This is a genomic window from Glutamicibacter sp. 363 (assembly GCF_052379505.1).
GTDB lineage: Bacteria > Actinomycetota > Actinomycetes > Actinomycetales > Micrococcaceae > Glutamicibacter.
The window spans coordinates 38,443-53,870 of record NZ_JBQSYR010000001.1; the positions used below are offsets into that span (position 1 = coordinate 38,443).

General features: G+C 59.1%; 11 protein-coding genes and 1 pseudogene. 8 read left to right on the forward strand and 4 right to left on the reverse strand.

What is annotated here, in order from left to right; genetic code table 11:
* The first annotated feature begins 248 nt into the window (after positions 1-248).
* Both helR and ACT3UA_RS00210 read left to right on the forward strand, forming a co-directional pair.
* On the forward strand, positions 249-2,408 hold the full coding sequence (gene helR / locus ACT3UA_RS00205) for an RNA polymerase recycling motor ATPase HelR (protein WP_096285010.1): 2,160 nt from the start codon (positions 249-251) through the stop codon (positions 2,406-2,408).
* Between the two features lie 92 nt (positions 2,409-2,500).
* Positions 2,501-3,745 (forward strand): exonuclease domain-containing protein, encoded by a 1,245-nt coding sequence (locus ACT3UA_RS00210; protein WP_096285012.1) that lies wholly within the window; start codon positions 2,501-2,503, stop codon positions 3,743-3,745.
* A 63-nt stretch (positions 3,746-3,808) separates the two neighbouring features.
* On the opposite strand, the gene ACT3UA_RS00215 is transcribed toward ACT3UA_RS00210, so the two are convergent.
* Positions 3,809-5,011, reverse strand: coding sequence for a glycerophosphodiester phosphodiesterase family protein (locus ACT3UA_RS00215; RefSeq protein ID WP_096285014.1), 1,203 nt, complete (start codon positions 5,009-5,011; stop codon positions 3,809-3,811).
* A gap of 232 nt (positions 5,012-5,243) precedes the next feature.
* Between ACT3UA_RS00215 and ACT3UA_RS00220 the strand changes: the two genes are divergently transcribed.
* From ACT3UA_RS00220 to ACT3UA_RS00235, 4 genes are all read left to right on the forward strand, one after another.
* A complete protein-coding gene (locus ACT3UA_RS00220; protein ID WP_096285016.1) occupies positions 5,244-6,524 on the forward strand; it encodes a sensor histidine kinase in 1,281 nt (426 codons plus the stop codon).
* Entirely contained in the window at positions 6,521-7,138 is a 618-nt protein-coding gene (locus ACT3UA_RS00225; protein ID WP_255248390.1) for a response regulator, read from the forward strand. Before ACT3UA_RS00220 ends, ACT3UA_RS00225 begins: the two co-directional genes overlap by 4 nt.
* Before the next feature lie 96 nt (positions 7,139-7,234).
* Positions 7,235-9,340, forward strand: a complete 2,106-nt coding sequence (locus ACT3UA_RS00230; protein ID WP_096285020.1) for an MMPL family transporter — start codon at positions 7,235-7,237, stop codon at positions 9,338-9,340.
* Positions 9,333-9,779, forward strand: a complete 447-nt coding sequence (locus ACT3UA_RS00235; RefSeq protein ID WP_096285022.1) for a DUF2871 domain-containing protein — start codon at positions 9,333-9,335, stop codon at positions 9,777-9,779. Before ACT3UA_RS00230 ends, ACT3UA_RS00235 begins: the two co-directional genes overlap by 8 nt.
* A gap of 70 nt (positions 9,780-9,849) precedes the next feature.
* On the opposite strand, the pseudogene ACT3UA_RS00240 reads toward ACT3UA_RS00235, so the two are convergent.
* From ACT3UA_RS00240 to ACT3UA_RS00250, 3 genes and pseudogenes are all read right to left on the reverse strand, one after another.
* Positions 9,850-11,407, reverse strand: a pseudogene (locus ACT3UA_RS00240) (IS1634 family transposase).
* Positions 11,408-12,381: 974 nt separating this feature from the next.
* Positions 12,382-13,056, reverse strand: coding sequence for a hypothetical protein (locus ACT3UA_RS00245; RefSeq protein ID WP_141393506.1), 675 nt, complete (start codon positions 13,054-13,056; stop codon positions 12,382-12,384).
* Between the two features lie 352 nt (positions 13,057-13,408).
* Positions 13,409-13,642 (reverse strand): hypothetical protein, encoded by a 234-nt coding sequence (locus ACT3UA_RS00250; protein ID WP_096285032.1) that lies wholly within the window; start codon positions 13,640-13,642, stop codon positions 13,409-13,411.
* 389 nt (positions 13,643-14,031) lie between these two features.
* On the opposite strand from ACT3UA_RS00250, the gene ACT3UA_RS00255 reads away from it, so the two are divergent.
* Complete coding sequence (locus tag ACT3UA_RS00255; RefSeq protein ID WP_176484128.1) at positions 14,032-15,096, forward strand: PHP domain-containing protein; 1,065 nt, start codon at positions 14,032-14,034, stop codon at positions 15,094-15,096.
* Positions 15,009-15,368 (forward strand): hypothetical protein, encoded by a 360-nt coding sequence (locus tag ACT3UA_RS00260; RefSeq protein ID WP_176484129.1) that lies wholly within the window; start codon positions 15,009-15,011, stop codon positions 15,366-15,368. Before ACT3UA_RS00255 ends, ACT3UA_RS00260 begins: the two co-directional genes overlap by 88 nt.
* Positions 15,369-15,428: the final 60 nt, after the last annotated feature.

Below are 15,428 nucleotides of genomic sequence, written 5' to 3' on the forward strand. Positions count from 1 at the left end.
GGTCAATTACGAAAATATGCGTTTCCCGAACTTTTTGAACAAGGCGAGCTAGACGTTCGGAGAAACAAGAGGCGGAGCATCGAAAGCAGGTTGAGCCAGGGCCGCAATGCCCAGTGAAAGTGGAACATCAATTGTCCCTACATTTTCAGAATATAGCCTGCAGGGGGCCTTGCCACAAGACCCCCTGCAAGGCTCACAATAGGTACTTGTCCCCCACCGCTTTCGCAGCAAAAGACCGGAGCAAGACTATGCGCACCGATCCGATTCACGGCTATTTCCACCTATCCGAGCCTATGGAGAACCAGCAAATAATCGAGCAAATTTTTGAAGATCAGCATCAGCTTCGCCGCATCGCTCAGCGCCTGGATGCGCAGCGTCAGGAAGCAGCTCAGCGCATCGCCTCGCGCGGTCAAGACAGCGCCGGAAACCTGCAGCAGTCCCTGGAACGCGATGTTGACTTGCACCAGCTAGCCCGCAGGCTGCACACGCTCGAACGCTTAGGCCCAGAGGCATGCTTGGGGTTCATGGTTGAGGCAACTACCGGACGGCGCACTTACGTAGGAAGAGTCGGACTCTCCGATGAAAACTCCGCGCAATTGCTGGTGGACTGGCGTGCGCCGGCCGCGGAACCATTCTTCGCTGCCACGCACGCTCATCCGATGAATCTCTCCAGCAGGCGGCGCTATCGTTGGCGCCAAGGGGCCATAATCGACTTCTGGGATGAGGTCTTCGACTTGGCGCAGCTCACCGCGAGCCCCTCCTTGGACGAACATTCCGCATTCCTGGCCTCTCTCGGTGCCAACCGGATTGGAAAAATGCAGGATGTGCTCTCAACCATCCAGGCGGATCAGGACGCCATCATCCGTTCCTCTGCCAAGGGAGCACTAGTGGTGGACGGCGGACCCGGAACCGGCAAGACCGTCGTTGCGCTGCACCGCGCCGCCTACCTATTGCATGCCGACGCGCAGCTGCAAGGCCGTGGCGGTCGCGTGCTGGTGCTCGGCCCGCACAATGCCTACACCGCCTATGTCTCGGATATCCTGCCAAACCTGGGCGAGGAAGACGTGCTCATTTCCACCTTGCAGGCAATGGTCCCCGAAATTCGCGCGGCGCAACCCGAGGCCTCCAGCGAGGTAGCGACGCTGAAGACCTCGGGAGCCATGCTGGCTGCCCTGCGCCGGGCGGTGAGCGTATTCGAGCAACCGCCAGCCCAAGACCTGCTCGTCGAGACCCGGTGGGCCGATCTGCGGTTGACGGTGCGGCACTGGGAGCATGCCTTCGCGGCGGTCGAGCCGGGTACCAACCACAACGAGTCCCGGCTGCAGATTCGAGAGGCGCTCGAAGAAATCCTGCTCGAACAGCTTCCCGAAGGCTGCGCAGCCGAGGAGCAAGTCCGCAGGGAACTGGCCCAGAACGTCCAGTTGGCACAAGCCTTCGAAGCGCACTGGCCGCTATTGGATCCGGCAAAACTGCTGAGCGCGCTGTACTCCATCCCGGCGCTGCTGCGCTACAGCGCACCGTGGCTCACCAATGAGCAATCCGAACTCTTGTTCCGCAAGGACCCGAGCGCATTCACCGTCGAAGACGGGCCGCTGCTGGATGCCGCGCGTTTTCTGGTGGGCGATCCGGAGCTTGAGGCGGCGGCGCGTCGACGCGAGGCCCGGCTGGCCGCCGAACGGGACCTGATGAGCCAGGTTATCGATGATCTGATTTCTGCCGCAGACGATATGGAAGATCTGTCCTCTCAGTTGCGCCATGCGGACCTTCAAGACACCTTGATTCGCCAGCGCACCGAAGCCGACCCGTCCCCCGACGCCTTGGCCGGGCCTTTCGCGCATATCATCATCGATGAGGCGCAGGATCTCACCGAAGCGCAGTGGGCCATGGTGCTGCGGCGCTGCCCTTCCGGGAGCCTGACGATCGTCGGCGACCGAGCCCAAGCCGCTGGCGGATTCACCGAATCGTGGGAACAGCGTCTGGCGCACGCGGGCATTTCCCGTTGCCGTGTTGCCTCGCTAAGCGTGAACTACCGCACCACCGAACAGATCATGGACGCAGCCGAATCGGCGATTCGTGAGCAGCTGCCAGATGCAAACGTGCCCTCCTCGATCCGGACCGATGGTGCGGCGGTCATTTACGCCAGGCCTGAACGGCAACAGGACCTTGTGCGCCAGTGGCAAGACGAACACCCGCTCGGGGTCGGCGTGGTCATTGGCGACCCGAGCTTCAACGGCACGGACCGGATCCGCGCGTTGAGCCCGGAACAAGCGAAGGGACTTGAATTCGACCTGGTGGTCCTGAACCGTCCGGAAAATTTCGGCCCGGGAATTTCCGGAGCAGTGCACAGGTACATTGCGATGACCCGTGCCACCGCTCAATTGGTCATCCTCACCGACCAGCCGGGCTAGCGAGCCCGTGGTTGGCCGGGGCAGCCTGCACTAGCATTCCCTCCATGTCTCCGGCTAGTTTGAAAGCAGGACACAAAATTTAGGGGCGGGAAATGGATCGCGGGCTTTTCGCGGTTATAGACACGGAAACCACCGGGCTTTTTCCCGGTGCGCACGACCGAATCGCCGAGATTGCGGTGCTGAGAATGGATCGCCAAGGACAGATCGTTGACCGTTGGGAAACACTGGTCAATCCCGGACGTGACCTTGGCAAGCAAAGCATCCATGGAATTCAGGCCCGCGACGTGCTGCAGGCTCCCAGCTTTGAGCAGATTGCCGACGAGTTGGAGTGGCGGCTTTCGGGCACCGTGGCGGTCGCCCACAATTTGTCCTTCGACGCGCGATTCCTCGAAGCAGAGTTTGCCCGAGCAGGGCGCTCGCTTCCAGACTTCTACTTGCCCCGGGGACTGTGCACCATGCGCATGTCCCACCAGTTCCTGCAAGGCGCCGGACGATCCCTGCAAGACTGCTGCGACTCCTTTGGCATTACCTTGCAGCAGGCGCACAGCGCCGCGGGTGATGCCGAAGCAACGGCGGTATTGCTCTCACGGTACCTGGAGCTAGAGCCAACGCTGCCCGACTGGGACCAGTGCTTGGAGCAAGCCGCCGGCGCAAGATGGCGGACGCAGGCTCCGGAAGTCCTGCTCGCCCCGGCGAAGCGAAGCGTCGGCGATAGCGCTTCGGCGGAGCACTTTTTAGAGCGCTTGGTCCAGCGCCTGCCCGAAATGACCGGTGCGGAGCAATTCGACGACTATTTTGCCGTGCTGGATCAAGCGCTGATTGACCGCTACCTCTCGGCCCATGAGCAGGCGCAACTTATTGAGCTGGCAGGCTCCTTGGGAATCGATCGGGCTCGGGCGGTGGAACTACACCTGGATTACTTCGCTTCATTGGCGACTGCGGCCTGGCATGACGGGGTGCTCACCGGTGCCGAACGCTCGGATCTGCAACAGGTAGCCAAACTGCTGGGCATCGGCCAAGCCACGCTAGAGCAGGCGTTGCTCCCTCCGGCCCGCGGTGATTCGGTGGCCACCGTGCAAGGTCCCGGTGCGATTCACAAGCGATTGGAACCCGGGAGCCTCATTGTGTTGACCGGCGAGATGAGCCGTCCGCGCGTGGAGCTGGAATCCCTATTAACCCAAGCTGGTTACAAGCTGCACCCAGCGGTGACGAAGAAAGTCGGCATGCTGGTGGCAGCCGACCCGGATTCGCTATCCGGCAAGGCGCGCAAGGCACGCCACTATGGACTTCCGGTAGTCGGCGAACAGTATCTCTGGGACCACGTGCTCAATTGCTAAACGGCGCTGTTCCCCGGGCGGAGCATGCCTCCTGCGCAGCCCGGGGAACAGCCACTCCCGGAATTAGTTGGAGAAGGTATCGGCCAGCTTGCCGTCCGCGGTCCACAGGGCCAGCGAATCGCCACCGTTGTTCAGCACGCTAGCGGTGCCACCGTTATAGTAGGCGTCCTCAGCGTTGGTGCCCGGACCGGTGTACACGCGCAGCTCCTCGCCTGGTTCCAGCAAGTATCCCTGACCAACCGGCAACAGGTTGTTTCCAGCATCTCGAACGAGGTAGCCGGAGACGTCGATGGTGCGCTTGCCGGTGTTGCTCAGTACCACATGCTCGCCGGTCTCGGCCTGGAGATCATTGCCCGGAACGTCGTTGACCGAATCGCCGATGACCACGCCGTTATTCGATGGGAAAATCTTCTGCCCCTTCAAATGACGCTGAATCTGCCGGGGGAAATCACCGGTCAGGCGTTCCACGCCCAGATCCAACGAAGCCTGCGCGGCTTCGGCAGAGTTCACCGTATACACGCCCAAGCCCAGACCCGCAGCCTTCACACGCTGCGCGCCGGCTTCATCCAGGGTGCGGTAGTTGGTTCCGAAGGAATCGGCGAAAGCGGAAATTTCTGCCAATTCGGATTCGCTTGGAACGGTTCCGACCAGCTGCTGCAAGGGAACCTCCGGAGCGATTTCTGCGAACTTCTTGTTCGACGTCGCATCGAAGCTGAGCACCTCGATCTTTCCGGCGTCTTCCAATGCGCTCCACTGCGGATCGGTGGCCAGGTAATCGGCGACCACTTGCTCGACCCCGGGAGAATTAGCTGGCGACTTGATCTCGATAAACACACCGGTTTCGCCGTTCAGCGCATCTGCAACCGCGTCGAAGTGCGGGATTCCTTCGCCGGTGAACTCCGCGGAGAAGTATGAACCCGCGTCCAGCTGCTGCAGCTCAGCCCAGGTGAAGGAGGTGATTGGGTCAGCTTCGCGGCCGGGGAAGACCTCGGCCACATTGGTGGTGCGGGCGGGGGTATTGTCGTGGAAGATGAACGGAACCCCGTCGGCGGAGAGCTGGATATCGATCTCAACGAATTGGGCACCTGAACGGCTGCCGGCGTCGATCGCTGCAAGGGTGTTTTCCGGGGCCACCCCGGCGGCGCCACGGTGGCCGATCAAGATAGTCTCGTCCTGATCACCCTTGGGCGCTGCCATGGCCGGGCTGAGTGCAGTTGTGGCTAAGCAGGCGGCCAACGCGCCTACTGCGAGGGAACGTAGTTTCATCTCAGATATCTCCTTAGTTTTCTCAACGGGACTTCTGCCACGATCCCTGATGGAAACCACGCGCTGCCAAACGCGGTATGAATCGGAACTAAAGAACTGATCGAGCCCGAATCGAGCGCTGGCGTCCGCGGAATCAACATCGCGCCTTAAGCCCGCGTGGCCCTGCGTTTAGATAGAGTCAAAGACATGAATTCTTGTGCAAGGCAGATGTTGTCGAGACGGTGGGCCAACTATGGACACCGCTGAAGGCACCGCAACTTCGGCATTGGGCAGGGGGAAATCTTCGGAAAGGATCTCCAAGCAACGCGTCCTCTCGGTGCGCGCGCTGCGTTGGGGCCAGCACCTGATCACCGCGGTGCTCCTGCTCGTCGCACTGCTGCGAGCCATCTCCAGTCCAACCTCCGGCACCTGGCTGTCCATCGCAGCGAGCACGCTCTTCGGCCTGTGGTATCTTTTCGGGTTTGTCGTATTGCGGTCCAAGGGAAGCACGAGGCTCCCCGGATACTGGTTGGCGGTCCTGTTGGCCATCTGGGCTTTAGGCATGGTGGCCTCACCGGAATTCATGTGGCTGGCGTTCAGCCTCTGGCTGCTCATCGGGCACCAGCTGGCCCTGGGGCTCTCTGTGCTGTGGTCGGCTGCGGTTTACGTGGTGACGGTCGTAGCCCCGTTCCTCCATCAGGGGCAAACCACGGCTTCTGGAATTGTCGGCCCGCTAGTCGGCGGAACCTTCGCCTGGGGCATCTCGCGCGGTTACCTGCAGCTGGAAAACGACATCGCCGAGCGCAACGAACTGGTCTCCTCACTGCTGCGCGCCCATCAGGAAATGGCGGACCTCCAAGAAGAGCTGGCCCGCTCCCAGCATGAAGCCGGCGCCCTAGCCGAACGCACCCGCGTAGCCCGCGAAATCCACGACACCATAGCCCAGCAGCTCTCCTCCATCGGCCTCCACGCGAAGGCCGCCCTGGATTCCCAACAAGCCCCGCAGGCTTTCCAGGCCCTGGACCGGATCGAGGCGCTCTCCGGGCAAGGGCTCACCGACCTGCGTAGAATCATTACCGCGATGTCGCCCAGCGAACTCGATGCGCATGCCCTGGCCGGGGCCTTGCGGCGCATGCTGGTAGATTTCGAAAAGGACAGCTCGGTATCCAGCGAACTGCGCGTAGATGCCGAACTCCCCGTACTGGATCCGGGCATACAGGTGGCGCTGCTGCGCACCGCTCAGTCCGCGCTCGCCAACGTACGCCGGCATGCGAAAGCCGCTAAAACCGTCGTTTCGTTAGTCGACACGGGAGACGCCATCAGACTCGATATCGTTGATGATGGCATTGGATTCAACCTGAGCAACTGGCAATCCACCCTCGGCAAGAACCTCGAATCCGGAGGATTCGGACTGCCCGCCATGCGCCAACGGCTACGCGAACTAGGTGGCGGGCTGGACATTGAAAGCACCTTGGGCGAAGGCACGGCACTGTCGGCCTACGTCCCATTGAAGAACCCGGAGGCGGGCAATTGATTAATCTGATGCTGGTTGACGACCATCCGATCGTGCGCACCGGGCTGCGCGCGCTATTCGCGAACTACGACGAAATTACCGTACGTTGCGAGGCAGGCAGTGGAGAAGAAGCGGTCGGCTTGGCCACCAAAAATCCGGTGGACGTCGTGTTGTGCGACCTCCGTCTGGGTGAGGGAATGAACGGCGTCGCGACCACCGCTGCCTTGCGTGCACTGCCCAATCCGCCACAGGTGATCATCTTGACCACCTTCGACAAAGATGCCGAGATCCTGCAGTGCATCGAAGCCGGAGCCGCGGGGTATCTGCTCAAGGACGTCGCCGCGCAAACCATCATCGACTCGGTACGCCAAGCGGCAGCCGGATACACGGTACTGGCTCCCGAGATGGCTCAACGCGTCGTTGCCGGTCTGCGTAAACCAAAAATTACCTTGACCAGCAGGGAAACAGAAGTGCTCAAGCATCTGGCCACCGGTTCGAGCAACCGCGAAATTGCGCGTACGCTCTTCGTTTCCGAAGCGACGGTGAAGACCCATTTGGTGCATATTTTCGACAAGCTCCAGGCCCCTACGCGCACCGCGGCGGTGCAGGCCGCACGCAATCACGGACTAATTTAGCAACCCGCAACCTCCTGCGGTATCAACCGAACGGTTGACAAGCAGTTCGAACGCTTCCACGATTCGCCAGACCCATATTTGGCATTGACTAGAAGTATGAAACATCCAGTCCTCAGTTCGCTAGCGAACTCGCTCAGCTCACGGCGCGGTGCGCGCCTGTGGTTGCTCGGAGCGCTCGCAGCCATCCTCGCAGTTTTCGGTTTGCTCAGCTCCGCGCCGGCAGCCGAACGCAGCACCAGCACGCTGGTCACCGGCTCCGATTCGGCCCAGGTAGAAAAGCTTCTGGAAGAGATTCCCGACTCCGGAAAGGAATCCGCGTTGCTCGTCGCCGGCCACGGCGATCAGCACAAGCTCAGCAGCAACGACCTCAAGGGCCTCGAGACAATCTCGGGCCAACTGACCACCGCGCTTCCCGTGGAGATCTCCCAGCCGCTGCCCAGCGAAGACGGCCGGCTCTCCTTGCTCACAGCTTCCTGGGAGAGCGCGGGAACCGACGCCGATCGGCAGCTCGTTGCCGAGCTGCGCGAACAGATCAGCGCACACAATCATTCGGGATTCTTGATCGAGGTCTCCGGCGCTCCAGCATTCGGGCTCGACCTGTCGGCCACCTTCGCCGGAGCCGACTTCACGCTACTTGCGGTGACCATCGGCATCGTTGCGGTGCTGCTGATCCTGACCTACCGCTCCCCGGTTCTCTGGCTGATTCCACTGATCGTGGTGGCCATGGCCGACCGCAGCGCGAGTCTCATTGCCAACGCACTGAGCCAGCCATTGAATCTGCACTTCGACTCTGGTGTACTGAGCGTCTTGGTCTTTGGCGCCGGCACCAACTATGCCCTGCTGCTGATTTCGCGCTACCGCGATGAACTGCATCAGCATGCCGATCACCGTGCGGCGCTTGCGAGCGCCTGGCGCAATAGCTTCGAAGCGATTGCCTCCTCGAACCTGACCGTGGTTTTCGCCCTGGCGTCGTTGGCACTGGCGGTTATGGATGACACGCGCGGATTGGGAATTGCCTGCGCCGCCGGGCTGCTGGTGGCCGCCGCGTTCAACCTGTTCGTACTCACCCCGCTGCTGGCGCTCTGTGGCCGGAAGGTGTTCTGGCCGTTGATCCCTCGACCGGATCAGGCTGCGGCAAAGCGCTCCCTATGGGGCAAGGCCGCCGCCGCGGTCATCAAGCGTCCGGTAGTGAACCTGTCGGCACTGGTCTTGATCTTGGTGGTCCTCGCTTCGGCGCTCGGGGCAACCAACGTGGGATTGCGCCAGACCGAGCAGTTCCGGAGCGCCACCGAATCCTCTTCCGCCACCGAACGGCTCGCCGAGCACTTCCCGATCGGTGAAACCGCCCCGATCACGGTACTGGCAGAACCTGGTACCGGAGAAGCGGTCACCGCGGTAGCCGGAAATTTGCCAGGCGTGGAGCGCGCCACCCTGCTGCCCGCGCTACCGGATTCCGGGCTCGAACGCTTGATGGTTGTCGGCAACAGCGAATCCGGCTCTCCCCAGAGCTTTGAACTGATCGAGTCGCTGCGCAACGAATTGAATCAGGTTTCCGGCGCCGAGGCGTTGGTCGGCGGATCCATTGCCGAAGCCTATGACGCGCACCAAAGCCACCTTCGTGACTTCGCGGTCATCGCTCCGCTGATCGTGCTTGTGTGCCTGGCGATGCTCTGGGTAGTTACCGGCAAATTCCGCACAGCGCTGGTGTTGTCGCTGACTAACTTGCTCAGCGCTGCGGCCGCGGTTGGCTTGGGTTCCTTGCTCGGTTCCATGGTCTTCGACACGGCCGCCTTGGATGTCCAGGTGCCGCTGCTGGCCTTCGTCTTCCTGGTCGCGCTGGGTGTTGACTACACGATCTTCTTGACCCAACGCGTCAAGCAAGATGCGGCCCGGCTGCCACTGGATGAAGCGATCGTCAACGCAACGAGCCGGACCGGCGCCGTGATCACCAGTGCTGGCGTGGTCTTGGCCGGCGTTTTCGCCGCCCTGTCCAGTCTGCCCCTGATGGTTCTTGGCCAGCTTGGCCTCATCGTTGGCCTCGGGGTTCTGTTGGACACCTTCGTGGTGCGAACCTTGCTCCTGCCGGCGCTGTTCATCTTGCTGGGCCGCGCCAAGTCGCCGGTCTTCGGATACCGCGGCACCAGCATTACCCCCGAAAATTCTTCGAATGCCGAACTCATTGAAAGTGAAACCCATGCGTAAGCTCATCAACATCGCCTTTGCCTACATGCTCGTAGGCGTTGCTTCCGGACTCTTCTACCGCGAATTCACCAAGATCAATGAATTCCCCGAAGGCGGCTGGACGCAGCTGTCGGTGGTTCACACCCACTTGCTGGTCCTTGGATTCATCGTCACCTTGCTGGTCCTGCTGCTGGAGAAGGCCTTCAACCTCAGTGCCCACCGCAAGCTGTATGCCTGGTTCCTTGGCATCTACAACGCCGGAGTAATCCTGACCGCAGGAATGCAGGTCACCCACGGCATGCTCACCGTGCTGGGCCTTGAATCATCCAAGATGATCTCCGGCATCGCCGGGCTTGGACACATGGCCCTGACCGCAGGAATGATCTTGCTGTTCGTCATGCTTCGCCGCAGCGTTCCGGCAGGCGCCGGGGCTGAGCCGGTCGAAAAGATCACCGCCTAAAGGTAGTCTGTGCAAGGACTGGAGCTCATGGGAGGGGCAATTTTCCCTTCCCTGAGTCGTGCCAAATTCCTTAGTAACCACCACGAAGTCTGGAAAGTACTTCTCCCACCCCTTCCGTAATCTGCGCAACGAAGGTCACCACTTGCCCATTGATCAGCACCTTCGCTGATCGGACAGCCTTCAGATCGGTGATCAGCCGCTTTAACGGCAATCCGGTCAGTTTCTGCAGATGCCGACCGATAGCCAGTGCAGCGAATACCACGGTCAAATGCGCGTCAAGGGAATCCACTTCACGGTGGAAGATCGGCCTGGCACGCAGGTCTGATTTCGTCATCCTGAAAGACGCTTTAACCTGCCACAGGTCGTGATAAGCACTAATCACTTTGGTGGCAGGCACAGCTTCGATTGGCAGATTCGTGACGTAGCCTTTGAGTCCGGCCAGCATCCTGGCTCGTTCGATGATCTTCTCGTTCAGCTCTTTCTCGGCTCCAGTCACTTTCAGGAACCGCATCTTCTTCAACAGGGACTTCCCCTCGGCCACCGCTAGAGCCTTGCGTTCCATGAGGTTAATATTGCGGTTGTCCCTGGCCAAGCGTTTGGCCGACCGCTGGTACACCACCCTGAGTTCCCAGGCATTTTTCCCGGTACCCATCAGGCGGGTGGATTCGAGTACCTCCCCATTGGTGAACCTGTTGCCTTTGGCATCAAAATATTCTTGAAAGTCGTAAGGTGCCTTGGTAAGCCGGGAGCCGACAATGAACGTGAACCCGGCATCCTCGATCACGTTCAGGTTGTTGGCCGAGAGCATCCCGGCGTCGGCCACGACCACCAGGTCGGTGATGCCGTGGCGTTCCTGGAACGCTTCGAGCACGAGGATGATCGCGGTGGTTTCGGCCTTGTTCCCTTCGAACATAAGCAGTTCCAGCGGGAACCCTGCCGGGTCGACGAGCAGTCCGACCTGGATTTGCGGGTCGACGCGGCGTTCCTTGCTCATGCCGACCTTTGCGCAGTTTTTCTTCGGCTTTCGCTTCAAAAATGAAGTGTGGCTACGTCGTACATGACTAAAGAAGCCAGTCCGGCGGTTGCCGGTCGGCAGGCGCCAGGGCTTTGGCCAGCAGGTCGCGGTAGTCCTTGTCGATGCAGGTGCCCAAGCTGCGGAACAACGTGCGCAAGGAAAGATGGGGTGCATCAACCTGCTTGAGGACACGAATGCTCTGTGCCTTCGAGGTCGGCTCGATCAGCCGCGCCAGCACCATGGCTTTGAACGCCGGAGCGTCTAGGATGCTGAACCCGAGCCGGTCGCAAGCTGCTTCAAAAATCTCCCAGAGGACAGTGGCTGGGGCGCTGCGTGGTCGGCCTACGGAGCGTGTTTCTTCAGGAAGCTATTGCACGGTCCAGTTCGGGATATCGCCTATGGTCACGGGCTCTTGCTCTACGCTGAAATCGAGGGTGTCCGGGCCGGGAAGCAGCCGATCTTTCGCTGTTGCCAGTAGGGCCGCAAGGTCTTGGTCGGTGTTCGCAGAGCCCAGGTGTTCAACGCCGGTCATGGTCCGGCCATTTTTCACCACGGTTTGCACTGCAACCACGCCGGACGCGGTGCGAACTTTGCGAATGAATCGTGATTCCATGCTCTTTAGCGTACCGAAACACGGATTTTTAGTAACCACATCAGCACCACTTGGATGCTAAATCCTCAAGTCAGAACCTATTTCGATTTTCAGATCCCGAATCATGGCACGAAACACGTCCGAAGCATGCGGACGCCAAGGGGTTACCGCGCGCGTACCTTGCATCGATTCTGTTCTGGACAGCGAACGTGGACACAATGTCATTGGCCGGTACCGGTTGTCTCTGGTTGACTGGCCTGACAACCCAGATGATCGACTGCCCTCGTCGGGGCAGAAGATCCGCCCTCTGGAAAGATGTCGTCAAAGAGTTTCATGAAGTTTTCACCGCGGCTCCTGATGCACGGCAAGAAGTGGGCCATGCAGCCCTGCTGGCCTTAGGCGAAAGATATCGCCTCGGTTAGCTCTCTACGGAGGTTGCAAACGGAGGGCTGATGAGTCGAAGGAAATGGGGATCGTAGACCCGACCGGGCTTCCCCAGGGCATCTTGTCGGATAAGGCTTTCGATTTCGCTTGATGAACTATGAGTCATGCCAGCAATACGGTCAGCCGAAGGACTTGCTTGAACGGCATTGTTTGGAAGGCCTCGCAGTCCCGGCGGTTTCCGAGCCGGATGTCGCACGTCCTTTAGTGCGGCGTGCTCCCATCACCACCGATCCAAATGACGTCGATATTCAGGAATCTTCTAACAAAAGATCGGCCTCGAACCCTACTTTGGTTCGAGGCCGATCTTTTGTTCTCCAAGACAGTGAGAGAGCGGGCGTGATCAAGCCTTACTTTCTCGGTGAGCCTTTACGCGTCTGGCCCATTCGAGGCCACCTACGACAATTCCAACAACTGTGCCCAGTACGGGAATTATTGCTGATGCAAGTAAGACAACAAGGTTTTTGAAAGATCTTTCCATCCATAGATTCCAAGCAGTCATCACAATCACAGCAAGCCACACGAAGAGGAATATGGCTTCAAATAGATTTATCTCAAGCATCGTAGTCCCAATACCCAATGCGAACTCCTTTCCCGCTTACACGCAATCCTTGAACAGCTTTACCTTCTTGTATACCGCCGCTCTTGGTCACATGCCAAGTGATTTCGCAAACTGCTTTTGTCTTCTTGCTCTCGAAGTACTGCGAAGGTATCGATTGAATGGTTCTGAGTGGAATCAGGTTCGTATAGAAACCTCCGCAGCTGTTGATGCTGGTAACAGTCTTACCGTTGTACTGGTAAGTCATTCGTGCTTCAACTGAGGCGTAGGTGATTCCAAACATTTTCCACGATTTTTTGTGCGAATCCGTTTTACGCTTAGTAGCCGCCATCTGCCCAAAATTTAGATCAGCAGGCTGAGCTACGGCTGCTACCGCACCGCTGGAATCTGTTTCCTTTACATTTTTCCACTTCCCGGTCCCAGCATTGAACGTGGATTCCGGGTCGAGAGCTGCTATTAAAAGTTCTTGCTGTTGCGCCCCGGATAGGCGGTCGAACTTGACACGGTCACCCTGTGGCATGTTGGACCGAAGAGTTTCGAACGTTTGATCACTTGTATCTATCTGGAGCTCCGGAGTAATGGGTGCGCCGAATGAAGGAGTCACCAATAGTGACGTGGCCAAAACTGCTGCTCCAGTTGAAGCCACAATACGCTTTAAGAGTTTAGCCACTACTTCACCTTAACTTTCGATTTACTAGTAGATACCCATTAGATGGGGAGGCAAAAATAAATCTACACAATCGTTTGATCATTTACGGCGACGAACTGCTGCGACACGCACAAAAAATCAATTGGACTGACGCTGGCGTACGACCCGATAGATTGCTGAAACAATAACCTAGAAGCACCCCGCTTCCACCACGGAAGCGGGGTGCTTTTCTGTTCGCGGGGTGCACCGTAGAACAAGACCTCATCGTTGCGCGAGTTGGTTCACCGAAGACCCTGCGATCGAGGAGTAGGGCAATCTGAGCTTAGACTGCCGCCTTTCTGTGCATGTTCCAACGCATATACCTCCAAGAACTTCAGCGTGCTGCCGCGCGCGGCTGCACCGACAATCCGGCTCCTTTGACCTCCCCTGCATCATGACCGGCGTAGCTGTTGCCGCCATCCTCACCACAGGCGTGCTTGCTGCCACTTTCGGCGCAATCCCCTGGAGCCAGGACAAGGCCACCCCGGAGGAAGCCGGCCAGGGTACCGCGGAAGATAACTAATTCGGCGATTCCGAGCACCTTGATGAAGCGGGGCTTCTCCCCCATGGAGACACCTATTGTGCCGCGTCTACCTGAGTCGGCGAAGGATTCGAAGCGTATTCTCGTTCGAAAACCGGCAAGGTTTATACCGCCAGCGAGAAGCAGCTGACTCCGACCTTTAGTGCGGCGTGCTCCCGACTTCAGCCGGGAGGTTCAGAGCACCGGAGCGCTGCAGCAGTGACCTAGAACGGCGTGAAGCCGGTAAAAACCGCACCGTGCTACCTCGGTGCGGTTTTGTGCGTCCGGGGAGCTGTCCGGAATCTCCCGCACAAATGGGTTCCAAGCCCTGTGGAGCTCTCCCTTGCATAGACAGGATTACGGGGATCGTTCCCCGAAATACCAATCGTCGAAAGGCAGCCACAATGGCGTTCACCCATCCGCATGTCCACTCGGAGATGAGATCCCTAGATGGCCTGCGTCGTGATGAAGCCGGTCCGAAGCGTGCCACGGCTCTAGGCCAGGAAGCTATGGCGATCACCGATCACGCAGATCTCACTGGCGCCTACGCGTTCCGTAAAGCAAGCCTGCACGAGGGCATCAGGCCAATCATCGGTGTGGAGTTCTATTTGGCGATCGGCTCGCGTTCCGAGAAGAACTCCGAGACGGTAGCCAACGATGACGACAACGCCACTGATGCTGATGACGGCAAAGAAAAATCCAAGAAGTACATGCACCTTACCGTGGTGGCGCGCAATGAAACTGGCTGGAAGAACCTGCTCGCCCTGCACAACAAAGCCGAAGATTACTTTCGGTATAAGCCGAGAATTGATTTTGACCTGATCAAAAAGCACCGGGAAGGACTGACCATCCTCACCGGCTGCTTGGGTGGGCCAGTCGCCGGGCCGCTGTCCCGCGCGGGGGCAACTGAGAAGCGAGGCGATGCGCAAACCGCAGAGCTATTTCGGACTGAAGCTCGCAAGAACCTCGATATCCTCATCGATGCGGTGGGACGCGAGCATGTATTCCTTGAAGTCATGTACCACGGCATTGGCGCCGAGGTGCATGCATTCCGTGAGATCCGCGCATTGTCTGAGGAAACCGGCATCCCACTGGTCGCTACCAACGACTGCCACTACGAACACCAAGAGGACGCCCACGCGTACGATGCATTCCTAGCCGTCGTGAAGAAAACGTTAGATGATCCCGAACGGTTCAGTTCCAACGGCACCCCGGACTACTACATCAAGTCCGAGGACGAGATGCTAGCCGTACTTGGCAACCCCAAAATGAAGCCGCAGCTTCCGCATGGGGAGAGGCATGTGCCAACACCCAGCTGGTCGCTGATCAGGTTGCTGATCGGACCATTCCTGACGACCGGCAGCGCCTCCCCGATTTCCCGATCCCGGAGGGTGAAGGCACTGCGGAAGAATTCTTGTATAAGCTGGTTAAAAATGGAGCAAAAGACCGCGGTGACGGGCGCGTCGCTAAAGAGGTCGGAGATCGTCTGCGCATCGGGCTGAACATCATCAACTCGATGAGGTTCGCCTCTTACTTCTTGATCACTTGGGACATGATCAAGTGGGCGGAATCTAATTACCTGTCTGCGGATTGGATTGCCAAGCAGGCTGGCGGGAATGTCGATGAGGAACGCCGCGAACGCAAAGAACCAATCCTTGTCGGGCCAGGCCGTGGTTCGGCCGGCAGCTCCTATGTTCCTCGGAGTTTAGGAGCTGTCAACGACATAACGGGCAACCGCCTCTCCCATTTCCGTTTTAGCCTGGGGCCCGGGTAGCCCCGGCAGACGCCTTGCTTCGGGCACGATCAAGATCCGCCGGATCGCTTTCTTGCTTTT